Genomic DNA, 22,369 nt, shown 5'->3' with positions numbered 1-22,369 from the left:
CGCCGTGATGCGCTCGCATGCGTTCCGATGAGTGAGGTGCTGGCCCGTCTGCGCGGGCAGATCCTCGACGGAACCTACGCTGGGGGAGCAGGGCTTCCCAGCGAGATGGAGCTGGCCGCCCTCCACGGGGTCTCTCGACGGACGATCCGCACCGTGCTCGCCACCCTGGCGCGCCAGGGCCTGGTCGAGTCGCACCGGGGCTCCGGGTGGTTCGTGCAACCCAGCCAGCCGCAGGGGTTCGACCGGATGCGCTCGTTCACCCAGTGGGTGCGTGGCCGCGGGCGCAGCCCCGGTGGACGCATCGTGGCCCGCACGACGCGGAAGGCCACGGCGCGAGAAGCGCGACTGCTCGGGATCCGCACGGACGCAGACGTCCTGACCTTCACCCGTGTGCGGACACTCGACCAGCGCCCCGTGATGGTGGAGCGCTCGACATGGGCGCCCTGGGTGGTTCCGCACGTCGCAGGTCTTCCGGATGACGTGGTCTCCACGACGCGGGTGCTCGCAGACGCCGGGATCGTGGTCTCGTCGGGAAACCATCGGATCGAAGCGGTGGCTGCGGCGACTGAGGATGCGCGTCTGCTCGGAGTGCGCAGATCCAGTCCGCTCCTGCAGGTGCGACGCGAGACTTTCGCCTCGAACGGCCGACCCGTCGAATGCGCCGAGGATCGCTACGTTCCGCACACGATCTCCTTCGAAGCGCAGGCCTTCGGAGCGGCCGCGCTCCCCGGCGAGGACTGAACGGGTCGCGCGACCGCGCTCCCCGGCGAAGACTGAACGGGTCGCGCGACTGCGCCCACTGTGCGCACCGGGTCGCCCGGATCGCCGCGCGGGCGGCCGATGACACGTCTGCGTCGGCCGGTGTTCACCCCGGCGTCATCTTGCGGCGGTCGATTGGGGAAGTCCGATTTCTTCTCGTCTCACAGAGGATGCTCCGTGTCTCGTCGTAAACCGCCCGCCCCCGATCCGTCCCTTTCTCGCCGCGGATTCGCGCGGCTCCTCCGCCCCGCATCGCTCGTCGCCGTCGCCGCCTGTATCGCGGGGCCTGTGCTCCCGGCTGCTGCGTCGGTGGCCGTACCGGTCGTCACCACGTCGAACGCGACCCTCGCCGTGACCGATCCCGAAGACGTGTCGCCCGCCACCGAGACGGGCGGCACCATCATCCGCCTCGAGGGTGAGGCACCGACCAGCGGTCGGGTGGGGAGCGCTGTGCTGCTTCCTTCGGCCTCGGCTGCCGATGTCGACGGCTCCGCGAGCGAGCTCGTCGTCACGGTGGAAGACCCTTCCGGTGTCGTCACGATGGTGATGCCGGAGGAATCGGGCGGATATCGATTCACCCCGACCATCCCCGGCGAGTACGTCGTCGCCTACTCGATCAGCGATGCCGCGGGCGGTGTGAGCGAGGAGACCCGCACGATCACCGTGGCCGGTGCGCCGGATGCGGCCGTGGCTGCGGCTCCGAGCGTCGCAGCGGCGCCGGCGGTCGAGGCCGGAGGACCGGACGTGCGCTTCGCGGCGATCGGTGACATCCACGTCAACTGGGACGAGCTCGCCGAGGCCTACGACTTCTGGGCACAGGAAAACGTCCAGACCGCCCTGTTCGTCGGCGACCTCACCAACAGTGCGACGCCGGGCGAATTCGCCGGACTCAAGCAGACGATGGATTCCAAGGCAGGCCTCGGTATCCCGGCGATCGCGTCGCTCGGAAACCACGACGTCTCGGGTATCTCCTCGTACGACCTGTTCACGCAGGCGACGGGCGGTCAGAAGCCGAACGCCGACTACACCGTGAACGGCTACCACGTCATCACGGTGTCGCCGGGCAGCGGCACCATCGACCCCGACACGGGCAAGCCCTCGGGAGCGAGCGGCGGCAACTACGCCTACGCCCAGTCCTGGTTGCAGCAGAGGCTGGCAGCCGCCACCGCCGAAGACCCGAACAAGCCCGTCATGGTGCTGGTGCATCACCCGCTCCAGTGCACGCACTACGTCTCGAACGAGTGGTACGGCACGGGCCTGTCCAGCGGCTGCGGCGACGGCTTTCAGTCTGTGTTCGACGACTTCCCCCAGGCGGTCGTCTGGGGCGGCCACATCCACACGCCGCAGAACATCCCGACTTCGATCTGGCAGGGCCAGGAGAGCCGGTCCGGCGATCGGTCGACTCAGGGCTTCACCACCGTGAACGCGCCTCCGCTGGCGTACTACGAGTTCGAGTCGGGTGTCGTGAACTCGAGCCCGACCAGTCGCGGCAACGACACCACCCCGGATGATGCGGGCAACAACCGCCAGACGGCCATCGTCGAGATCACCGGCACGACAGTGACCATCAAGAACTACGACCTGCTCGCCGACCAGTGGATCGACCAGACCTGGACCTGGGACGTGGCCGACTCGGTCGATGAGACCAAGTCCTATGACGAGCGGTTCCCGTTCAACAACACTCACCGCGCCGCGCAGTCCGCCGGCCCGATCTGGCCGGAGGGTGCGGCCGTGACCGTGGCCGACATCGCGAGCACGAAGGCGATGGCCTCCTTCCCGCAGGCCGTGCCCGCGCCGAACTCCGTCGGCGACATCGTGCACAAATACCGCTACTCGACGGTCGACGTCGCCACCGGCGAGGAGGTGAACTCGTTCCTGCAGTGGTCGGGGTTCTACAACCTGCCGATGCCGGTCGACCGCAGCCACGAAGTGTGGAACCTGCTCCCCGGACGGGAGTACGAGGTGCGGGTCACCCCGATCAACGCCTGGGGCAAGGAGGGTGCCGCGCTGACGACGCGGTTCACCAGCACCGAAGGCAGCGGCGGTGAGGGGCCCTTCGACCCCAGCAGTCTGACCTTCGACGACCTCCGCGCCGCCCTGCCCACGGCTGATCTCCTGGATGTCGGCTTCGCGGGCGGCACGGCGAGCGACTCCTCTCCGGCCGCGCGTCCGCTCACCGCAGGCGCCGATGCCCGGATCGAGAACGATCCCGGCGTGGGATCCGATGTCGTGATCGGCGCGGAGGGGGCTGCCACCGGCATCCGCACACCGAAGTGGACCGACGCCGAGTACGCGGCACTGCAGGATGGGTTCACCCTCGACACCACGTTCCGCCTCGACTCGATCTCGGGCGGCTACGTCGACGTCTTCGGTGGCATGCAGAGCGGCGGCATCGGCCTCGAAGCCGTCGGCACCAGCGCGACGACGTACGAGCTGCAGTTCTGGTACGCCTCGCCGCGTCCGACGGTCAGCCTGAAGTACGGCCAGTGGTACCACGTGACCGCCTGGTACGACGGTCACGATGCGCGGCTCTACGTCGACGGCGTGCGCAAGGCCGAGACCGAAGGGGTGTCGTTCTCCGTCAAGCCCAGTGCGGCCGATGCGCGCTACATGGTGATCGGCGGTGACGCGAACACCTCGGGCGCGCTCGACGACTCCACGATGGACGGACGGATCGCCGGAGTCGAGGTCTACAGCGCTCCCCTCTCGGACAAGGACGTGTATCGCGTCGCGACACGGGAGGTCACCGCACTCGACACGATGCCGCCGCTCGTGCGCGTCGCCCCGGAACCTGCGGGTGAGGCCACGGTCGGAACCGCCTACACCGCCCCGCGCGCCGAGGCCGTGGACAACTCGGGACGCGTGAGCACGATGCTCGAGGTGACCGACCCGTCGGGTGCCCCCGTGGCGGTCGACGACCCGGCGTCCGGCCTGCGGGCGCTCGCCGCGGCTGCCGGAGACGGATACACGTTCACCCCGACCGCGACCGGCACCTACACCCTGAAGTACATCGCGACCGACGCGGCCGCCCGGCAGAACCAGGTCACGTTCACCGTGACGGCGATCGCGGGGTCGGACGGTGGCAACCCCGGCGGTAACCCCGGTGGCAACCCCGGCGGTAACCCTGGCGGCGGCCCCGGTAGCGGCGCGAACCAGGGCGGCGGCTCCGCCGGTGGACAGTCCGATCCACTGGCGGCGACCGGTGGCCCGGCCCCGACGATGCTCGCCTTCGCCGGACTGCTGCTGCTCGCCGGTGGCGGGGTCCTGGTCCGGCGGCTGCGGCGTCGTACGGAGGGTCAGGCATGACGACAGCACGTCGTCGTGCGGCGTCGCGGACGCGCACCCGACCGTCGATCCGCACCCTCGTCGCCGGAGCCGTCGCCGTCGCCGGGGTCGCCGTCAGCATCATGCTGGCGGCGGCCCCGGCCCCGGCCGCGGCGCACAGCTACTCGGCGACCGTCTTCGCCGATGTCTCGGAACCGGAACGCGGCGTCGTGCGCACCGTGCTCGACATCGAGTACGTGCTTCTCGCCACCGACGGGGCGCGAGAGATGGGCGACACGGCCTTCGAGCAGGAGGCCTACGCGGATGTGCAGGCGAGCGGTCGAGACCCGGAGAAGCTCACGCCCGCGGTGCTCGCCGAGCATGCCGATACGGTCGAGGGATACGTGCTGCCGCGTTTCTCGGTGAGCGTCGCGCAGGAGGGTGAGCCGACGGATGCCTGCCCCAGTGCCGTGGTGGCGCCCTACGAGATCGTCATCCGCGACGGTGTGCCGCATGCACGTCTGGTGATCGAAGCCGACTGCTCGGACCAGGTCGAGGCGATGCCGGTGCCGTACCGGATCACGACCGAGCTGTTTCCCGGAACGGCTCCCGGCGGCATGACGACGACCATCGTCGACTACGACGTGCGCTCGGGCTCCGGGGTGGCGAACCTCGACACCGACACGAACCCCTCGATGGTCACCACGACCGACTGGGGCTCTCGGATGGGCGAGTTCCTCGTGCTGGGGGCGGAGCATCTGCTGCTCGGCCCCGACCACCTGCTGTTCCTGCTGGCCCTGATCATCGGATCTCGACGGCTCCGGGATATCGTGCTGGCGGCGACGGCGTTCACGGTCGCGCACTCGGCGACCTTCATCCTCGCCGCCCTCGGGGTGGTGAGCATCCCCGCCTGGATCGTCGAGCCGGCCATCGCCCTGTCGATCGCCGTCGTCGCGCTCTGGGAGATGCGGCGGTTCCGGCGTGCACGGGGTGTGGACGACGCAGGCTCGGGCAGCGGTCTCGCGGAGGTGCCGGTTCTCCGAGGCCGGCCGCTCACCGGGACCGGAGGATCCGCTGTCGCTCTGCGTGAGCGGATCCTCGCGACGCCGTCCCCTGGGGCGACGGTCGACGGCTTCACCCGAGGGGATCTGCTGCGCATCGGGGTGGTCTTCGCCTTCGGGCTGATGCACGGCGTGGGCTTCGCCGGAGCGCTGGGAATCGACGAGCCGTTCTCGTGGGATCTGCTCGGGGCGCTCCTCGTCTTCAACGTGGGTATCGAGCTGGCGCAGCTCCTGGTGATCGCGGTGGTGTTCCCGCTGTTCGTGCTGCTGCGCCGTCGGCTGCCGTCGGCGGGCTTCTGGATCGCGGCTGTGGTCGCCGCGATCGGGCTGTTCTGGTTCGCCGAGAGGCTGATCGCCGGAGTCTGATCCGCGTGCGCCCGCCTCCGACACGGGGGTGGGCGCACGGTGGTCTCAGCCGCGAGCGGCGAGCCCGGTGAGCAGTTCCAGCACGCACAGCGCCGCGAGCCGCACGGTGCGCGCATCGTCGGCGTCGGCGGTCGCATCGACCTCCGCGAGGTCGGCACTCACGACGCGGGCGTCCGCAGCCACGCCACGGGTGAGCGCGCGCAGTTCCCACGCCTGCAGACCACCCGGCACGCTCGCGGGGCAGCCGGGTGCGACCGAGCGGTCGCACACGTCCACATCGATGTCGAGATGGACGCGCGGATCGGCTCCGGCGCCGGCGACCTCCACCGCCTCCGCGACCACGTCGTCGATGCCGCGGCGGCGCAGTTCGTCGAGTGTGATGACGCGGATGCCCCAGTCGGCGGCGCGCCGGGCGTAGGCGGCCGAGTTCGCGAAGTCGGCGATCCCGATCTGCACGATCCTCGTCGGGTCGATCCGAGACGTGTGCAGCGAGGATGAGCCGGGGACGTCCTCCACCAGGCGCCGCACGGGCGTGCCGTTGGAGACGCCGTCGCGCAGGTCGAAGTGCGCGTCGAAGGTGATCAGTCCCGTCGCCTCGGCGCCGAGTGCCACGGGATATGTGAGCGAGTTGTCGCCGCCGAGTGCGATCACGAGTCTCGTGGCCGCGGCGAGATCGCGCACGCGGGAGATGACCCTCGCTTCGCCGGCGGAACCGTCCGGGTCGGCGACGTCACCGGCGTCGGCGATGCGCAGCACGTCATCGAGCTCGAACATGGGAGGCCCCATCGCAGTCGTCCCGTAGCGGGGGAGCGCATTGCGGATGGCCGCGGGCGTCGCGTGCGCGCCCGTCGGCGAGAGCGAGGTGCGCCAGGTGGGCACGCCGAGCAGCACGGCGTCGGCGGCGGCGTCGAAGGCGGCCCAGGATCCGGCGCGCGGCCAGAGCGGGTCGTGACTCAGCTGTCGGGAGGAGGGGGACATGGTCAGACTCCGGGGATCAGGGCGTGGGCGATGGAGAAGATGGCGAGACCGGCCAGGGCGCCGACGAACGTGCCGTTCAGGCGGATGTACTGCAGGTCGCGGCCGACCATGAGCTCGATCTTCTCGGTGGTCTCGGCCGGATCCCAGCGCTCGACGGTGTCGGTGATGATCGAGGCGATGTCGTGCCGGTAGCGGTCGACGAGGAAGACCGCGGCGTCGGATACCCACGTGTCGACCCGATTCTGCAGCGCGGTATCGGTCGTGAGGCGCTCGCCGACCTCCTGCAGTGCCTGCACGGCGCGGCGGCGCAGACCGCTCTGCGGATCGGCGAGGGCCGTGAGCAGGCCGTTCTTCGCGGTGTTCCAGGCCTCGGCGGCCAGGGCGCCGACACGGGGGCTGTCGAACAGCGAGGCCTTGGCGTTCTCGAGCTTCGCGCGCGTGGCCGGATCGTTCTGCAGGCTGTCCGCCAGACGCGCCAGGTAGCCGTCGACGGCGAGACGAGCCGGATGGCGCGGGTCGGCCTGCACGGCGTGCACGAACTTCACGGCCTCGTGATAGACGGTGTCGTCGACGAACCGGTGCGCGAGCTTCGGCACCCACCCGGGAAGCCGTCGCGAGACGAGGCCGCTGAACGAATCGGCATTCGCATCGAGCCAGCGGGCGATGCTGTCGGCGGCGAGGTCGACAGCGCCATGATGGGCATCCGCCTCGACGATCTTCTCCAGCCACGCTCCGGCGGGCGGACCCCATTCGGGATCGACCAGGTGTTCGCGGGCGAGGTCGGTGATCAGGTCGCGTACGTCGTCGTCGCTCAGCGCATTGAGCACGGCCGTGGCGATCGTCGCCCCCTCGGTGCCCACCCGCTCGGCGTGCGGGGCCTCGCGCAGCCATTCACCGGCGCGGAGCGCGATCCGCGTGCTCGACAGCTTGGTGCGCACCACGTCGGCTGCGAGGAAGTTCGTCTCCACGAACTCCCCGAGGGAGCGGCCGATCTCGTCCTTGCGGTTCGGGATGATCGCGGTGTGCGGGATGGGCAGCCCGAGCGGACGGCGGAAGAGCGCCGTCACCGCGAACCAGTCTGCGAGGGCACCCACCATGCCGCCCTCGGCCGCAGCGCGCACATAGGCGAGCCCGTCGAACCGCTGTTGGAACGCGAAGGCGAACACGAACACGACGGCCATGAACACCAGAGCCCCGAGGGCGACGGCCTTCATGCGTCGGAGCGCGCGGAGGCGTTCCTGGTCGGCGGGCGAGAGCTGCGTCATCGGTGTTCGCGGCATGACGTCATCCTTTCACGGTGCTGCCCCGACGGTCCCGACCGGCGACGGTGCGGTGTCTCGGTGCGCAGACAGCCGCGCACCCGGAGAGACGAGTACCCTCAAGGGGTGATCGAAGACATCAAGAAGCGTGCGCTGCACCGCACCAGCATCCTCGAGGGGCAGATGCGCGGCGTCGCGCGGATGATCGAGAACGAGGACTACTGCATGGACATCATCACGCAGTCCCGTGCGATCCAGCGCTCGTTGGAGTCGCTGAACCGGCTGCTGCTGGAGAACCACCTGCGTACGCACGTGACGCACATGTTCGACGAGGGCGGCGAGGAGCGCGACAAGGCCGTCGTCGAGCTGCTCAAGGCCTTCGACTTCGACCGCAAGTAGAGCGCTCCGGGGTCGGGCACGACACAGCGCCCCGACCGACTCGTCGAGGCGCTGTGCGCGGACTCACCGGCCGCTGTCGTCGAACACCTCACCCTCCATGGCGTCATAGCCCTCGGTCTGCGGATCGCCGTGCGAGCCGCCCGAGATCGCGTACTCCTCCTCCGGGGAGAGCACCAGGCGGTGGCGGAAGAACAGCCCGAATCCGAGCAGGATCACGACGTACACGATCGCGATGGCGATGATCGCCGGGCCGAACGTCGGGTTCAGCAGGAATCCGACGAAGATGAGTGCGGCGATCACCAGCGCGACGGCCGCACCGGGGATGCCCCACGGGCTGCGGTACGGGCGGTCGACGTTCGGATACTTCTTCCGCAGGATCATGAACGACACCAGCTGCAGGCCGTAGGCGAGCACGGCACCCCAGACCGCGATGTTCAGCACGATCGCACCGGCGACCGAACCCGCGCCCTCGGCGTCGACGGCCGCGAGCACATCGAGCACGATGAGGGCGACGAAGCCGATCGCCGCACCAACGACGAGAGCCACCCAGGGGGTCTGTCGCTTGCCGGTGAGGGACAGGAACCGCGGGTAGTAGCCCGCACGGGACAGCGAGTACATGTTGCGGCCGTAGGCGAACATGATGCCCTGCAGGGACGCGAGCAGTCCGATCAGGGCGAAGAGGGCGAGCACCGCGGCGAGCTGGTCGCCGACGATCGCGCGGAAGCCGTCGAGCAGGGGCTCGCCGGCGGTGCCCGTGGCCTCGGCCCCGATCACGCCCGTGTTCAGGAACAGCACGAGCAGACCCGTGACGATGAGGGTGCCGCGAGCCCAGAATCCGGCCTTGGGGATGTCGCGGGTGGGATTGTGCGATTCCTCCGCGGCCAGGGGCAGCTCTTCGATGCCGAGGAAGAACCACATCGCGAACGGGAGGGCGAACAGGATCGGCAGCACCCCGTGTGGCAGGAACTCGGTCTGGCCCGGATCGGGCGCGATGTTCCATAGAGCGTCCCAGCTGAAGGCGCCGGAGAAGATCGCCATCAGGGAGAAGACCAGGATGATGCCGATCGAGATGATCGACACGACGATCGCGAAGCGGAAGGAGATCGCCGCGCCCGCGGAGTTCAGCGCGATGAAGACGACGTAGAGGATCAGGTACCAGAGCCACCCCGGCAGTTCCAGCCCCAGCAGCTCGCTCGTGATGCCGTTCGCATACGACGCCGAGAAGTAGACGATCACCGCCGTGGTCGCCACGTATTCGATGGTCTCGGCGGCGCCGGTCACCAGGCCGCCCCACGGGCCCATCGCGGAACGGGCGAACGAGTAGGCGCCGCCGGTGTGCGGCATCATCGCGGCCATCTCGCCGATCGCGAAGATCATGCCGTAGTACATGAGGACGAGGATCACGAAGGCGATCAGCATCCCGCCGAAGCCCGCGAAGTCGATACCGAAGTTCCATCCGGAGAAGTCGCCGGAGATGACGGCTGCGACCGCGAGCCCCCACAGTCCCCAGACGCCGGCGGATCTCTTCAGCGTCCGTTTCTCGAAGTACTCACTTCCGGCACGTGTATAGGTCGCCCCAGCGACCTTGCGGGACTCACTGCTCTGCTCAGACATCCGCTCTCCGTTCGCATGCACACAGGCGCCGGGTGCACCTTGCGGATGATTGTGGCAGTCAATGGTGGTTTCGTCTACCTTTAGACGCCGAGGTGATCTACTCTGAGGGCGAAGCCGGTCGGCCGATCGCTTCACCACGACGACGGGAGCGAGAAGATGTCGGGAAACCTGAGCATCGAGCAGCTGGATGCCGGCATCGCCGCCGGCGAGATCGACACGGTGATCGTCGCCTTCGCCGATGCGCAGGGACGGCTGGTCGGCAAACGGGTCTCCGCGAGGCTGTTCCAGGAGGACATCCTGCATCACGGCGCCGAAGCCTGCGACTACCTGCTGTCGGTCGATGTCGACATGAACACGGTCGACGGCTACGCGATGTCGGGATGGGATCGCGGGTACGGCGACATGGTGCTGCGGCCCGACGTCGCGACCCTCCGCCGCATCCCGTGGCTCGATGGAACCGCGCTCGTGATCGCCGACCTGGTGTGGGGGAACGGTGAACCGGTGGGGCCCTCGCCGAGAGCCATCCTCGATCGGCAGCGCGACCGTCTCGCCGAGCGGGGCTGGACAGCGTTCTCGGGCACCGAGCTCGAGTTCATCGTCTTCGACGACACCTATCGCGAAGCCTGGGCCCGCAAGTACGAGGGGCTCACACCGTCGACCGATTACAACGTCGACTACAACCTGCTCGCCTCCACGCGCCTCGAACCCCTGCTGCGCGACATCCGCAACAGCATGGACGGCGCGGGACTGTACTGCGAGGGCGTGAAGGGGGAGTGCAACCTGGGGCAGCAGGAGATCGCGTTCCGCTACGCCGAGGTGCGCGAGACCGCCGACCAGCATGCGCTCTACAAGAACGGCGCGAAGGAGATCGCGGAGCAGCACGGACAGGCACTCACCTTCATGGCCAAGTTCAACGAGCGCGAGGGCAACAGCTGCCACATCCATCTCTCCCTGCGTGCCGACGACGGCACCCCGGTCATGGCGGGGGACGGCGAGCATGGGTTCAGCCCGATCATGGAGCACTGGATCGCCGGCATCCTCGCGACCCTACGCGAATTCACCCTGCTCTACGCGCCCAACATCAACTCGTACAAGCGGTTCGCGAAGGGCAGCTTCGCCCCGACCGGCGTCGCCTGGGGCATCGACAACCGCACCTGCGCGCTGCGCGTGATCGGCTCCGGCTCCGGCCTCCGGGTCGAGAACCGGGTGCCGGGCGGCGACGTGAACCCCTACCTCGGCATCTCGGCGATCATCGCCGGGGGCCTGTACGGCATCGAGAACGAGCTGCCGTTGCCCGAGTGCTTCACAGGCAACGCCTACGAAGCCGGCGTCGAGCACCTGCCCACCACCCTCCGGGAGGCGGCGCAGCTGTTCAGCGAATCATCCATCGCCCGCGCGGCGTTCGGCGACGACGTCGTGGACCACTACCTGAACCAGGCGCGCATCGAGGTCGAGGCCTACGACGCCGCCGTCACCGACTGGGAGCGCATCCGTGGTTTCGAGCGGCTCTGACCCGGCACCGCTGATCGGTGTCACGACCTATCTCGAGCGGGCGCAGCAGGGGGTGTGGGATGTGCGGGCGGCGTTCCTGCCCGAGCAGTATCTGACCGGGGTGACGGATGCCGGCGGCATCGCGCTGCTGCTGCCGCCGCAGGACCCGGCGTCGGCGGAGGCCGCCATCGCCGGCATGGACGGCCTGATCCTCTCCGGAGGTGCGGATGTCGCTCCCGAGCTCTACGGCGAGGAGCGGCATCCGCTCACCGATCCCGCACGCGTGGACCGCGACGCGTGGGAGCTGGCGCTGTTCCGTGCGGCCGAGCGACGACGCATCCCGGTGCTCGCGATCTGCCGAGGGCTGCAGCTCGTCAACGTGGCACGGGGAGGCACACTCCAGCAGCATCTACCCGAATCGCTCGGCACCGAGCGGTACCGCCTCGGCGGCGGCATCTTCGCCGAGAACGACATCGAGGTCTCGGACGACACCGCGCTCGGTGAGGTGCTCGGTGCGGGCGGCGTGCGCGTGCACAGCTACCACCACCAGGGCATCGATCGCCTCGGGGAAGGGCTGGTCGCGGCTGCGCACTCCGACGACGGACTCGTGCAGGCGTTCGTCGACACCTCGGCCGGCCACATCATCGGCATCCAATGGCATCCGGAGGAGAACGCCGACGACCGGCGCCTCTTCGCCGATCTCGTCTCACAGGCTCGTGCGCTCGCCGCGCGGCGGAAGGAGGGCGCCCGATGAGCGCGTTCACAGTCATCAACCCGTCGACCGGGAAAGCGATCCGCGACGTCAGCCGTGCCGATGCCGCCGAGACCGATGCCGCGATCGCCCGCGCCGTCGCTGCTCAGCGCCGATGGGCGGCGCTCGCCCCGGTCGCGCGGGCCGATGCCCTCCGGTCGTTCGCCCGTGCGGTCGAGGGCGCGGCCGAGGAACTGGCGCAGCTCGAGGTACTCAACTCCGGGCATCCGATCGGCTCCGCCCGCTGGGAAGCCGGCCACGTGGCCCAGGTGCTCAACTACTACTCCGCCGACCCGGAGCGGCTGTCCGGGCGTCAGATCCCGGTGGCCGGTGGCCTCGACGTCACCTTCCACGACCCCTACGGCGTGATCGGCGTCATCGTGCCGTGGAACTTCCCCATGACGATCGCGTCCTGGGCGTTCGCGCCGGCGCTCGCCGCGGGCAATGCCGTGGTGCTGAAGCCGGCCGAGCTCACACCGCTCACCGCGATCCGCCTGGGCGAGCTCGCGCTCGAGGCGGGGCTCCCCGAGGGGCTGTTCCAGGTCGTCACGGGCTCGGGCTCCGTCGTCGGTCAGCGCCTCGTCGAGCATCCGGACGTGCGCAAGGTGGTCTTCACGGGCTCGACCGAGGTCGGGATCGAGGTCGCCGCCGGATGCGCCAGGGCGCTCAAGCCCGTGACGCTCGAGCTCGGCGGCAAGAGCGCGAACATCGTCTTCGCCGATGCCGACCTCGAACGCGCGGCGGCGGGAGTCCCGGGCTCGGTGTTCGACAACGCCGGCCAGGACTGCTGCGCACGCAGTCGGCTCCTGGTGCAGCGCTCGGTGTACGACCGCTTCCTCGAGCTGCTCGAACCGGCCGTGACCGCGTGGCGCGTGGGCGACCCCGCGCGTGAGGACACCGACATGGGGCCGCTCATCTCGGCGGGGCACCGCGACACCGTCGCCTCGTTCCTCGACGACGCCGACATCGCGTTCCGCGGGAGCGCGCCCGAGGGAGACGGCTTCTGGTTCGCGCCGGCCGTCGTGCTCGCGGCTCCCGCCGACCGCATCGCCCAGCAGGAGGTGTTCGGTCCCGTCCTCGCGGTGATGCCCTTCGAAGACGAGGCCGACGCGATCCGCCTGGCGAACGACACGGCCTATGGTCTCGCCGGCTCGGTGTGGACCGAGAGCCTCGGGCGCGGGGTGCGTGTCGCGCGTGGTGTGCGCAGCGGCGTGCTGTCGGTGAACTCTCACTCCTCGGTGCGGTACTCCACGCCCTTCGGCGGCATGAAGGCGTCGGGGCTGGGGCGCGAGCTCGGGCCGGACGCCGCGGAGCACTTCACCGAGACCAAGAACGTCTTCTTCGCGACCGATGAATCCTGATCGTCGCGCAACCCACCCCATCCGGAACGGAGAACCCACATGAGCATCGATCTGACCCAGCGACTGAAGGACCGCGTCGCCATCATCACCGGTGGCGCGAGCGGAATCGGGTTCGCCACCGCGCAGCGCTTCGCAGCGGAGGGTGCGTTCGTCGTGATCGCCGACGTCGATCCGGCCACGGGCGAGACGGCGGCTGCCGAGGTGGGTGGGGTGTTCCGCCGGGTCGACGTCGCCGACGAAGACCTGGTCAATGCGCTGTTCGACGGCGTCGCCGAGGAGTTCGGACGTATCGACATCGCCTTCAACAACGCGGGCATCTCACCGGCGGACGACGATTCGATCGAGACGACCGAGCTCCCGGCGTGGGATCGGGTGCAGGACGTGAACCTCAAGAGCGTGTACCTGTGCAGCCGCGCCGCGCTGCGTCACATGGTGCCGGCGGGACGCGGGTCGATCATCAACACCGCCTCCTTCGTCGCGCTGCTCGGTTCCGCGACCTCGCAGATCAGCTACACCGCGTCGAAGGGCGGCGTGTTGGCGATGTCCCGCGAGCTGGGGGTGCAGTTCGCGCGCCAAGGAGTGCGGGTGAACGCGCTGTGCCCCGGACCGGTGAACACCCCGCTGCTGCAGGAGCTGTTCGCGAAGGATCCGGAGCGGGCGCAGCGGCGCCTCGTGCATGTGCCGATGGGACGCTTCGCCGAGCCGACGGAGCTCGCAGCGGCGGTCGCCTTCCTCGCCTCGGACGACTCGTCGTTCATCACGGCGAGCGCCTTCGTCGTCGACGGCGGGATCACGAACGCCTACGTCACCCCGCTGTGAGCGCCCCTCACCTCGCTGTGACAGGGTGAAGGCATGAGCGAGCACCCCCACGACGGCGACCTCGTCGAGGTGCGCAGAGCGGTCTACCGGCCGTTGCGGCGCGGCAACGCCCTGGAGGACACGGTCGCCCGGCTCGTGCAGACGATCCGTCTCGGCGTCGTCGCTCCGGGGGAATCCCTGCCGCCCGAGCGCGAGCTCGCGGCATCGTTCGGGGTCAGTCGCGACACCGTGCGCGAGGCGATCCGCGAACTCGCGGACACCGGCTACCTGCTCCCGCGGCGCGGCCGGTACGGAGGGACGTTCGTCGCCGATCCGCTGCCGCACCCGACCGTGTCGGGCACCGTGACCGCGGAGGAGATCGACGATGTGCTCGGGCTGCGCCTGGTGCTCGAGACCGGTGCCGTGCGTGCCGCCGCGAGCCGATCGCTCGACGCCGCGACGCGCGCCGACCTCTGGGCGCGGCACGAGGCGGCTCTGCCGGCCGGGCCGGATGAATACCGGCGCCTGGACACTTTGCTGCACCTGGCGATCGCCGAGGCCGCGGGCATCCCCTCGCTCGTCGCGCTGGTCGCCGAGAACAGGGCGGATGTGAACGCCTGGCTCGACACCTTCCCGCTGATGCCGCGCAATATCCAGCACTCGGGCGCGCAGCACGAGGGCATCGTCTCGGCGATCCTCGCCGGACGCCCGGATGCGGCCGAGGCCGCGATGCGCGATCACCTCGCCGGATCCGAAGCGTTGCTGCGCGGGTTCCTCATCTGATCAGCGCTAATCGGTCGCGACTTCGACGATTCGCAACGGATATCGTTGCGAATTGATCAAGAGACTTCCGATTTCGCTATACCTGGCGACTTTCCTGTGCCAGACTCGCGGCAAGCGAATCTCAATGGGGAGGCTCCATGCCCGACACCACCCGAACGTCGACGGCGACACTCGACGCACCCACCGTCACCGGTGCGGTCCGCATCGATGGCGTGACCAAGCGGTACGGCACCGCCATCGCGGTCGACGACCTGAGTCTCGACGTGCAACCGGGGGAGTTCCTCTCGCTCCTCGGTCCGTCGGGCTGTGGGAAGACGACCACGCTGCGGATGATCGCAGGCTTCGAGTATCCGGATGCCGGGGACATCCTCATCTCCGGCCGCAGCGTCCTGAACCTGCCGCCCTATCGGCGCGAGGTCAACACCGTCTTCCAGGCCTACGCCCTGTTCCCGCACCTCACGGTCGCCGAGAACGTCGCCTACGGTCTGCAGCAACGGCGCGTTCCCAAAGCCGAGCAGCGGGAGCGGGTGAGTGAAGCGCTCGACATGGTGCAGCTGCGGGCGTTCGCCGATCGCAAGCCGACGCAGCTCTCCGGCGGCCAGCAGCAGCGGATCGCGCTGTCGCGGGCGCTCATCAACCGGCCGAGCGTGCTCCTGCTGGATGAGCCGCTCGCGGCGCTGGACCGTCAGCTGCGCGAGGAGATGCAGCTCGAGCTCAAGCTCCTGCAGGCCCGCCTCGGTACGACTTTCGTGTTCGTCACGCACGATCAGGCCGAGGCGCTGTCGATGAGCGATCGGATCGCGGTGATGCGCGCGGGACGGATCGAGCAGCTCGATGCGCCCGCGGCCATCTATGCGGAGCCCGCGTCGGCCTACGTCGCCTCGTTCATCGGGCAGCAGAACTTCGTGCACGGCACGGTGCGTGCCGACGGTGAGGCCGTCGACACGGCGATCGGCGTGATCGCCGGTCGCTGGGGTGGCGAGCGGGTCGCCGCCGGTCAGCCGGCGGTCGCTGCGATCCGGCCCGAGTACGTCCGCCTGGAACAGGGCGAGGGTGCAGGGGTCCGCGGTCGTGTGCTCGGGGTCTCGCATCTCGGCGAGACACTGCAGGTCGCGGTGCGCATCGGCGAGGATGCCACGTTCCTCTCGCGCATGCCGGCGCCCACCGCGCCGGAGGTCGGAGTCGACGACGAGGTCCGTTGCGTCTGGAATCCCGCGGATGCACGGCTGTTCGCCGCGGACGGCATCCCCACGACGGCGACGCACGTGATCACCCTGCCCAAGGACGGCGGCCGGTGACCGGTACGCCTCCGGTGCGGGTGCTCGCGCACCGGAGCGCCGCGCGGGTGATCCGCACCGAGCTGACCAGGCGCGGCTTTCTCGCCACCGCCATCATGGCGGGCGGCGCGGTCGTGCTCAGCGCGTGCGCACCGGGCCAGAACGCCGCGGCCGTGCACGCCAAGGGGGGACCGCTCGAGGACAAGCTCTCGATCTACAGCTGGGGCGACTACGACGCGCCGGAAGTGCTCGAGCAGTTCACAGCCGAGAGCGGCCCGCGCATCGTGCTCGACGCCTTCAACTCGAACGAAGAGCTGATCGCCAAGCTCGTCGCGGCGCGGGGCACCTCGGGCTACGACATCGTGGTGCCGACCGGCGTCTTCGTCGGACCGATGGCCGAGAACGGCCTCCTGCAGAAGTTCAACCTCGACCTGTTGCCGAACATGAAGCACGTGGCGCCGGAGTTCCGCGGGCGCTCGTGGGATCCGGGCAACGAGTACTCCGTGTGCAAGGCATGGGGGACGACCGGTTTCGTGTACGACAAGAGGGTGATCTCCCGAGAGCTCACGACCTGGAACGACTTCATCGACGCCGCACAGAATGAGGCCTCCGGTTCGACCTCGGTGCTCGACGATCCGGCGCCGCTGCTCGGCATCTACTTCTGGGCGAACGGTATCGACTGGACCACCACGGACCCGGACGACCTCGACGCCGTCGAGAAGTTCCTGGTGAAGGACCTCGCGCCCCACATCTCGGCGTTCGACTCGTACCCGGGAGGTTCGTCGATCCCGCAGGCCTCGCACGCGCTGCTGCAGTCCTACAACGGCGACGCGCGGCTCGGCATCTTCGAGTCCGACGACCCCGATCGGTGGCAGTGGGTGCTGGGGAGCCCCGCGACCGAGCTGTGGATGGACAACTGGGCGATCGCCGCCGGTGCCCCGCACCCCGAGGCGGCACACGCATTCATCGACTTCGTGCTGCAGCCCGACGTGCAGCTCGCACAGGTCGACTACATCGGCTATGACACCGGCATCTCGGGGATCCGGGAGGAGGCGGAGGCCGCGGGGCTGGAACGGCTCGACATGGTGTTCTTCGACGAGGAGCAGGTGGCCACGATGCACGAGGGCAAGCTGACGGACGCACAGGACCGCGTCGTCTCGATCTGGAACTCGATGAAGGCGGCTGCCGGTGCCTAAGCTCAAGTTCGGTCTCGCCATCCCGGCCTGGGTGTGGTTGCTCGTCTTCTTCGTCGCCCCGATCTTCATGGTGATCGTGTTCAGCTTCGGATACAAGCCGAGCATCTTCGCCACGCATGCGCTCGACCACCTCTCGTTCGACCGCTACCTCGAGGCGCTCTCGCCGACCTTCTTCAGCACGTTCCTGAACACGCTGTGGATCGGCATCCTGGGCACGGCCCTGTGCCTCGTGATCGGCGGGCCGGTCGCCTACTGGATCGCGGTGAAGGCACCGCCCTCGAAGCGGGGGTTGCTTCTCGCGCTGGTGATGGTGCCGTTCTGGACCAACTTCCTGGTGCGTACCATCGGCTGGCAGGTGATCCTCGCACCCGAGGGCTGGCTCTCGCAGCTGCTGCAGGGGATCGGGGTCATCCCCGGTCCGCTCGACCTGCTGTACTCGCGCGGCGCCGTGCTCCTCGGCGTCGTATACAACTACCTGCCGCTGATGATCCTGCCGCTGTTCGTCGCCTTCGACCGGGTGTCGGGACCGCTGCGCGAGGCGAGCAAGGATCTGGGTGCGAACAGCGTGACGACGTTCCTCCGGGTGACGGTGCCGCTGGCCCGACCCGGCATCATCGCCGGCGTGCTCCTGGTGTACATCCCGCTGATGGGCGACTACATCACCGCCACCGTGCTGGGCGGAGCGAAGGGCAACATGATCGGGCAGGTGGTGGCGAGCCAGTTCCAGACCGCGCAGAACTGGGCATTGGGCTCGGCGATGGCCGTGCTGCTGATCATCGTCATCATGCTCTCGATCGCGGTCGCGGCCGGACTCCTCTGGCTCCTGACCCTGCCGCTCAGACAACGCAACCGACTCGTCCTGGGGGAGGGATCATGACCGATACGAAGACCGCCATGACGGCACCGCGCGTGCGCCGGGGAGCCGGACGCTTCGTGCTGCCGATCTGGGCGGCGCTGGTGTTCCTGTTCCTGTTCCTGCCGATTCTCGTGATCATCGCGTACTCGTTCAACGTCGGGCGCCTGCTGGTGTCCTGGGACCACTTCGGCTTCGACTCGTTCCTCGCGATCGTGAACAAGCCCGCGATCCGCGACGCCGTGCTCGTGTCGGTGCGCACCGGTCTGCTTGCGGCTCTGCTCGCCACCGCGCTGGGCACGCTGGCGGGCATCGCGATGGCACGCAATCCCGGCAGGTGGGTGTGGTGGTTCCTCGGGCTTCTGCTGCTCGTGTCGGTCACGCCCGAGATCGTCGACGCGGTCGCGCTGCTGCCGTGGCTGGTGTTCCTCGGGCAGGATGCCGGGATAGGCATCTTCAACGACGGCACGATGAGACTCGTGGTGGGGCAGTCGCTGTTCTCGATCGCCATCGTGTCGTACATCGTGCGGGCGCGGCTGGTTGGGCTCGACGCCCGCCTGGAGGAGGCATCGGCCGACCTCTACGCGCCGCCCGTGCGCACGTTCCTCAAGATCACGCTGCCGCTCGCGATGCCGGCCGTGCTCGCCGGGTTCCTGCTCTCGTTCACGCTGAGCCTCGACAACACGGTCGTGTCGGCGTTCGTGCAGGTGTCGGGAACGACGCCGTGGCCCGTCTACGTGCTCAGCGCGCTGCGCAGCGGCTTGCGTCCGGAGATCGCCGCGGTGTCGACGATCATGCTCGTACTCACGCTGTTGGCGCTCGCGCTGGTGGCCGTGGTTCTGAAGAGGGCGGGGGACTCGGCGACCGAGATCGCCCGCACGATGGCAGGGGGTTGAGCGTGGGATACGCAGATCTGGTGTTCACGGGTGGCGTGCGCGGAGGGCGGGTGTTCCTCGCCGATGCCGCGCGCACCACGGCGCACGCGGTCGCCGTGACGGACGGGTTCATCAGCGCGGTGGGGCACGACGTCGCGGCGCTGATCGGGCCGGAGACCGAGGTGATCGACCTCGCCGGCGGACTGCTGGTGCCCGGATTCCAGGACGCGCACGTGCACCCGGTGTGGGGCGGGTTGGACATGCTCCGCTGCGATCTGTCCGCTCTGGCCACCCGCGAGGAGTACCTCGACCGGATCGCCCGGTATGCGGCCGCGCACCCGGACGACGAGTGGATCCTCGGGGGCGGATGGCAGATGTCGGCGTTCCCCGGAGGCACACCGACGGCAGAAGACCTCGACTCCGTCGTGCCCGATCGCCCGGCGTTCCTGCCGAACCGTGACGGACACGGTGCCTGGGTCAACTCCCGTGCGCTCGCGCTCGCCGGCATCACCCGCGAGACGGCCGACCCCGCGGACGGGCGGATCGAGCGCGATGAGACCGGTGCCCCCAGCGGCACGCTGCACGAGGGCGCGATGGGCCTGGTCAACCGGCTCCTGCCGACCGAGGCGCCCGAGCGACTCGTGGAGGCGCTCCTGCAGGGGCAGAGCCACCTGCACTCCTACGGGGTGACGGCCTGGCAGGACGCGATCGTCGGCACCGAGTACGGCGATGCGGGCGATCCGCTCCCGGCCTATCGGACCGCCGCCGCATCCGGGGCGCTCACCGGTCGCGTCGTCGGCTCCCTGTGGTGGGATCGATCACGGGGCCTGGAGCAGATCGACGACATCGTGCGCCGTCGGGACGAGAGCACGGTCGGCCGCTTCCGGGCGCGCAGCGTGAAGATCATGCAGGACGGCGTCGCCGAGAACTTCACCGCCGCGATGCTGGAACCGTACTGCGACGGCCACGGGCACCCGCGCGAGGATTCGGGGATCTCCTTCGTCGAACCGGAGCTGCTCAAAGAAGCCGCGACCCGGCTCGACGCCCTCGGCTTCACGCTGCACTTCCACGCGATCGGCGACCGCGCCGTGCGCGAGTGCCTCGATGCGGTCGAGGCCGCCCTCGTGCGCAATGGGCCGCGCGGCAACAGGCATCACATCTCCCACATCCAGGTCGTGCACCCCGACGACATCCCACGGTTCCGGGCCCTCGACGTCACCGCCAACATGCAGATGCTGTGGGCGACGCTCGAGCCGCAGATGGTCGACCTCACCATCCCGTTCCTCGGAGCGCAGCGCAGCGCGTGGCAGTACCCGTTCGGCGACCTGTTGCGTTCCGGTGCCGCGCTCGCGGCGGGCAGCGACTGGTCGGTCAGCACGCCGAACCCGATGGCGGCGATCCACGTGGCCGTCAACCGCCGTTCCGCGCCGACCGAGTGGGAGGGCGACTACGAACCGTTCCTCCCGGAGCAGGCGATCGACCTCGCCACGGCCCTCGTCGCCTACACGGCGGGATCGGCGCGGGTGAACCACCTCGACGACACCGGGACGATCGCGGTGGGGATGCGGGCCGACCTCGCCCTGCTCGACCGGGATCCGTTCGAGCATCCGGCGGAGGAGATCGGTCTGACCGAGGTGCGCGGCACCTGGGTCGAGGGAGTGCGGGTGTTCGACTCCGTGGGCGACTGAATGACACCACACCGACAATTACGCCGAGGGAAATCGGGGGAGTAGCTCAGGGCCCCTCGGTCGCTAACCGCCCCCAGACCTGGTGCGTTGCGATCTCCTCGGCGGCCGCCGGACGCACAACGATCTGCGTGCGAAAGGTGGGGCCGGCGTAGACCTCGGGAAGCCACCAGTCGAACACATCGACGTGAGAGCGGAGTTTGCCGCCTAATCGTATATCGGTCGCTCTTCGCGATGTGGCGCGGGTTTCGCTGGTCCGTCCCCCGAATGGTGGACAGACAGGTTCTGCTGGAGTGCGGGATGCTTGTGCGCGCGGCGGGTCGAGTGATCGGAGAAACACAGTGAGATATCGAACAAAGGTTTCGGCTGGGGCGGTGGTGGCCTCCCTGGCTCTGATCTGTACGTGGGTGGGTCCGGCATATGCGTCCGAGGATGTTGACACGGTTTCGGTGGCAGACGTTGAGCGGGCTCTTGCCGGAGTGAGGGCAGGTTTGGTTGAGGATGCGGCGGCGTCTTCGCGTACAGATGATGCGGTGGCGGTGCTCGATGTCGGGGGAAGCACGGCTACCGTGCCGCGGGATGCGTCCGAGGGAGTGCAGCTCGCCGTCGGGGATGCTGTGGTGGGCATCAGCCTTCCTGCTGCGGAAGGGGGTGAAGCGGGCGTCTCATTGGAATCGGGGGCTGTCGCATACCCCTCGGATAACGGTGTGGCTAACACGGTCGTGCCATTTTCAGATGGTGTGCAGATGCTCACCACGATCGCTTCATCGAAAGCTCCCGAGCGCTTCGCCTACGGAATCGACGTTCCTGTCGGCGGTTCGGTGATGTTGGTCGAGGACGGATCAGCGGTGGTTGCGGATCGAGATGGCATCACGGTGCTCACAACGAATGTGCCATGGGCGGTCGATGCGAACGGCGCTGCAGTTCCGACTCGATACGAAGTTGATGGCACTCAGCTCGTGCAGGTCGTTGAACACACTGCCCGCGATGTGGCCTATCCGGTCGTCGCCGATCCGACCTATTGGTGGGGAGGGAAAACGTGGATCCCCGCGAACAAGGTCTCGATCAGTCAAACTGCGTCCATCCTGTACGCACTGATTCCAGGATTTGTTGGCCCGGTAGCTCTCTACAACGTGGGGCTGGGGCTTTGCAACCAGGCCGGTAAGGGCATCTGGGTGTACTGGACCTGGGCGGGTCACATCTGGTGTACAGGACCGTAAGGAGATAAGGAGCTTCAACCATGGTCTCTCTCAATGAACTTGGCCCTATGGCGAAACGGAAGCGCAGTCTTCTCATCATCAGCTGGGTGGCGCCTGTCCTCGCGCTGGTCGCAGCTATCGTTTTCTGGAATGACCCTCCAATGCTGAGCGCGATCGCTGCAGCGATCTTGCTGCTCATGATGACGGCGCTCTATCTTGTAGAAAGAAGATTCTCCAGAGCCCTTATCGCGGCTCTGAGGCGTCAACAAACATGAAGTGACAAACGAGAAGGGGTGAGAGCGGCTGCGCTCACCCCTCCGCTGTTCCGGACTAGCGGCTAGTGCCCTCGTTGAGGTTCGCGTGGGTCGTAGCGAGGGCTGTAGTCGGGCTCGTAGTACGA

At 68.7% G+C, this 22,369-nt stretch carries 19 protein-coding genes; 16 read left to right on the top strand and 3 right to left on the bottom strand.

What is annotated here, in order from left to right; genetic code table 11:
• Positions 1 to 27 precede the first annotated feature (27 nt).
• From MST3598_RS12980 to MST3598_RS12970, 3 genes are all read left to right on the top strand, one after another.
• Positions 28 to 741, top strand: a complete 714-nt coding sequence (locus tag MST3598_RS12980; RefSeq protein ID WP_036271657.1) for a GntR family transcriptional regulator — start codon at positions 28 to 30, stop codon at positions 739 to 741.
• A 195-nt stretch (positions 742 to 936) separates the two neighbouring features.
• The gene (locus MST3598_RS12975) at positions 937 to 4,065 is read left to right on the top strand and encodes a LamG-like jellyroll fold domain-containing protein (protein WP_051671088.1); all 3,129 of its coding nucleotides are present in this window, start codon (positions 937 to 939) and stop codon (positions 4,063 to 4,065) included.
• A complete protein-coding gene (locus tag MST3598_RS12970) occupies positions 4,062 to 5,450 on the top strand; it encodes a HupE/UreJ family protein (RefSeq protein WP_051671090.1) in 1,389 nt (462 codons plus the stop codon). The genes MST3598_RS12975 and MST3598_RS12970 overlap by 4 nt, the downstream gene beginning before the upstream one ends.
• Positions 5,451 to 5,495: 45 nt before the next feature.
• On the opposite strand, the gene MST3598_RS12965 is transcribed toward MST3598_RS12970, so the two are convergent.
• Positions 5,496 to 6,428: an arginase family protein gene (locus MST3598_RS12965; RefSeq protein WP_029259555.1), complete on the bottom strand. Its 933-nt coding sequence runs from the start codon at positions 6,426 to 6,428 to the stop codon at positions 5,496 to 5,498.
• A gap of 2 nt (positions 6,429 to 6,430) precedes the next feature.
• Complete coding sequence (locus tag MST3598_RS12960) at positions 6,431 to 7,708, bottom strand: DUF445 domain-containing protein (protein ID WP_029259556.1); 1,278 nt, start codon at positions 7,706 to 7,708, stop codon at positions 6,431 to 6,433.
• Positions 7,709 to 7,813: 105 nt separating this feature from the next.
• Here MST3598_RS12960 and MST3598_RS12955 point away from each other — a divergent pair, with 105 nt between their 5' ends.
• Positions 7,814 to 8,086, top strand: a complete 273-nt coding sequence (locus MST3598_RS12955; protein ID WP_021199979.1) for a metal-sensitive transcriptional regulator — start codon at positions 7,814 to 7,816, stop codon at positions 8,084 to 8,086.
• 63 nt (positions 8,087 to 8,149) lie between these two features.
• On the opposite strand, the gene MST3598_RS12950 is transcribed toward MST3598_RS12955, so the two are convergent.
• Positions 8,150 to 9,700: an amino acid permease gene (locus MST3598_RS12950; protein WP_021199978.1), complete on the bottom strand. Its 1,551-nt coding sequence runs from the start codon at positions 9,698 to 9,700 to the stop codon at positions 8,150 to 8,152.
• Between the two features lie 156 nt (positions 9,701 to 9,856).
• Here MST3598_RS12950 and MST3598_RS12945 point away from each other — a divergent pair, with 156 nt between their 5' ends.
• The 12 genes from MST3598_RS12945 (at position 9,857) to MST3598_RS12890 (ending at position 22,244) form a co-directional block, all read left to right on the top strand.
• Positions 9,857 to 11,212: a glutamine synthetase family protein gene (locus MST3598_RS12945; RefSeq protein ID WP_029259557.1), complete on the top strand. Its 1,356-nt coding sequence runs from the start codon at positions 9,857 to 9,859 to the stop codon at positions 11,210 to 11,212.
• Entirely contained in the window at positions 11,193 to 11,945 is a 753-nt protein-coding gene (locus MST3598_RS12940; protein ID WP_029259558.1) for a gamma-glutamyl-gamma-aminobutyrate hydrolase family protein, read from the top strand. Before MST3598_RS12945 ends, MST3598_RS12940 begins: the two co-directional genes overlap by 20 nt.
• On the top strand, positions 11,942 to 13,303 hold the full coding sequence (locus tag MST3598_RS12935; RefSeq protein ID WP_029259559.1) for an aldehyde dehydrogenase family protein: 1,362 nt from the start codon (positions 11,942 to 11,944) through the stop codon (positions 13,301 to 13,303). The genes MST3598_RS12940 and MST3598_RS12935 overlap by 4 nt, the downstream gene beginning before the upstream one ends.
• 39 nt (positions 13,304 to 13,342) lie before the next feature.
• Positions 13,343 to 14,122, top strand: coding sequence for a 3-oxoacyl-ACP reductase (locus MST3598_RS12930; protein ID WP_021199974.1), 780 nt, complete (start codon positions 13,343 to 13,345; stop codon positions 14,120 to 14,122).
• 33 nt (positions 14,123 to 14,155) lie between these two features.
• Positions 14,156 to 14,884, top strand: coding sequence for a FadR/GntR family transcriptional regulator (locus MST3598_RS12925; RefSeq protein ID WP_021199973.1), 729 nt, complete (start codon positions 14,156 to 14,158; stop codon positions 14,882 to 14,884).
• Positions 14,885 to 15,021: 137 nt separating this feature from the next.
• The gene (locus tag MST3598_RS12920; RefSeq protein ID WP_021199972.1) at positions 15,022 to 16,182 is read left to right on the top strand and encodes an ABC transporter ATP-binding protein; all 1,161 of its coding nucleotides are present in this window, start codon (positions 15,022 to 15,024) and stop codon (positions 16,180 to 16,182) included.
• On the top strand, positions 16,179 to 17,357 hold the full coding sequence (locus MST3598_RS12915) for a polyamine ABC transporter substrate-binding protein (protein ID WP_021199971.1): 1,179 nt from the start codon (positions 16,179 to 16,181) through the stop codon (positions 17,355 to 17,357). Before MST3598_RS12920 ends, MST3598_RS12915 begins: the two co-directional genes overlap by 4 nt.
• Positions 17,350 to 18,234, top strand: coding sequence for an ABC transporter permease (locus tag MST3598_RS12910; protein WP_029259561.1), 885 nt, complete (start codon positions 17,350 to 17,352; stop codon positions 18,232 to 18,234). The genes MST3598_RS12915 and MST3598_RS12910 overlap by 8 nt, the downstream gene beginning before the upstream one ends.
• Positions 18,231 to 19,106, top strand: coding sequence for an ABC transporter permease (locus tag MST3598_RS12905; protein ID WP_021199969.1), 876 nt, complete (start codon positions 18,231 to 18,233; stop codon positions 19,104 to 19,106). Before MST3598_RS12910 ends, MST3598_RS12905 begins: the two co-directional genes overlap by 4 nt.
• 2 nt (positions 19,107 to 19,108) lie before the next feature.
• Positions 19,109 to 20,773 carry an amidohydrolase gene (locus MST3598_RS12900; protein WP_029259563.1) on the top strand — a complete coding sequence of 555 codons (1,665 nt, stop codon included), beginning with the start codon at positions 19,109 to 19,111 and terminating at the stop codon, positions 20,771 to 20,773.
• Positions 20,774 to 21,219: 446 nt separating this feature from the next.
• A complete protein-coding gene (locus MST3598_RS12895) occupies positions 21,220 to 21,990 on the top strand; it encodes a hypothetical protein (protein WP_156040336.1) in 771 nt (256 codons plus the stop codon).
• A gap of 20 nt (positions 21,991 to 22,010) precedes the next feature.
• Positions 22,011 to 22,244: a hypothetical protein gene (locus MST3598_RS12890; RefSeq protein ID WP_021199966.1), complete on the top strand. Its 234-nt coding sequence runs from the start codon at positions 22,011 to 22,013 to the stop codon at positions 22,242 to 22,244.
• Positions 22,245 to 22,369: the final 125 nt, after the last annotated feature.

It is taken from the genome of Microbacterium sp. TPU 3598, assembly GCF_002356155.1.
GTDB classification, from domain to species: Bacteria; Actinomycetota; Actinomycetes; order Actinomycetales; family Microbacteriaceae; genus Microbacterium; species Microbacterium maritypicum_A.
The sequence above is the reverse complement of the archived record's forward strand: the minus strand, read 5'-3'. Positions and strand labels throughout refer to the sequence as shown.

Coding starts and splice junctions, on each gene's coding strand:
- MST3598_RS12980 (WP_036271657.1), top strand. CDS start 28: ATGAGTGAGGTGCTGGCCCGTCTGCGCGGGCAGATCCTCGACGGAACC.
- MST3598_RS12970 (WP_051671090.1), top strand. CDS start 4,062: ATGACGACAGCACGTCGTCGTGCGGCGTCGCGGACGCGCACCCGACCG.
- MST3598_RS12965 (WP_029259555.1), bottom strand. CDS start 6,428: ATGTCCCCCTCCTCCCGACAGCTGAGTCACGACCCGCTCTGGCCGCGC.
- MST3598_RS12960 (WP_029259556.1), bottom strand. CDS start 7,708: ATGCCGCGAACACCGATGACGCAGCTCTCGCCCGCCGACCAGGAACGC.
- MST3598_RS12950 (WP_021199978.1), bottom strand. CDS start 9,700: ATGTCTGAGCAGAGCAGTGAGTCCCGCAAGGTCGCTGGGGCGACCTAT.
- MST3598_RS12945 (WP_029259557.1), top strand. CDS start 9,857: ATGTCGGGAAACCTGAGCATCGAGCAGCTGGATGCCGGCATCGCCGCC.
- MST3598_RS12935 (WP_029259559.1), top strand. CDS start 11,942: ATGAGCGCGTTCACAGTCATCAACCCGTCGACCGGGAAAGCGATCCGC.
- MST3598_RS12930 (WP_021199974.1), top strand. CDS start 13,343: ATGAGCATCGATCTGACCCAGCGACTGAAGGACCGCGTCGCCATCATC.
- MST3598_RS12925 (WP_021199973.1), top strand. CDS start 14,156: ATGAGCGAGCACCCCCACGACGGCGACCTCGTCGAGGTGCGCAGAGCG.
- MST3598_RS12920 (WP_021199972.1), top strand. CDS start 15,022: ATGCCCGACACCACCCGAACGTCGACGGCGACACTCGACGCACCCACC.
- MST3598_RS12905 (WP_021199969.1), top strand. CDS start 18,231: ATGACCGATACGAAGACCGCCATGACGGCACCGCGCGTGCGCCGGGGA.
- MST3598_RS12890 (WP_021199966.1), top strand. CDS start 22,011: ATGGTCTCTCTCAATGAACTTGGCCCTATGGCGAAACGGAAGCGCAGT.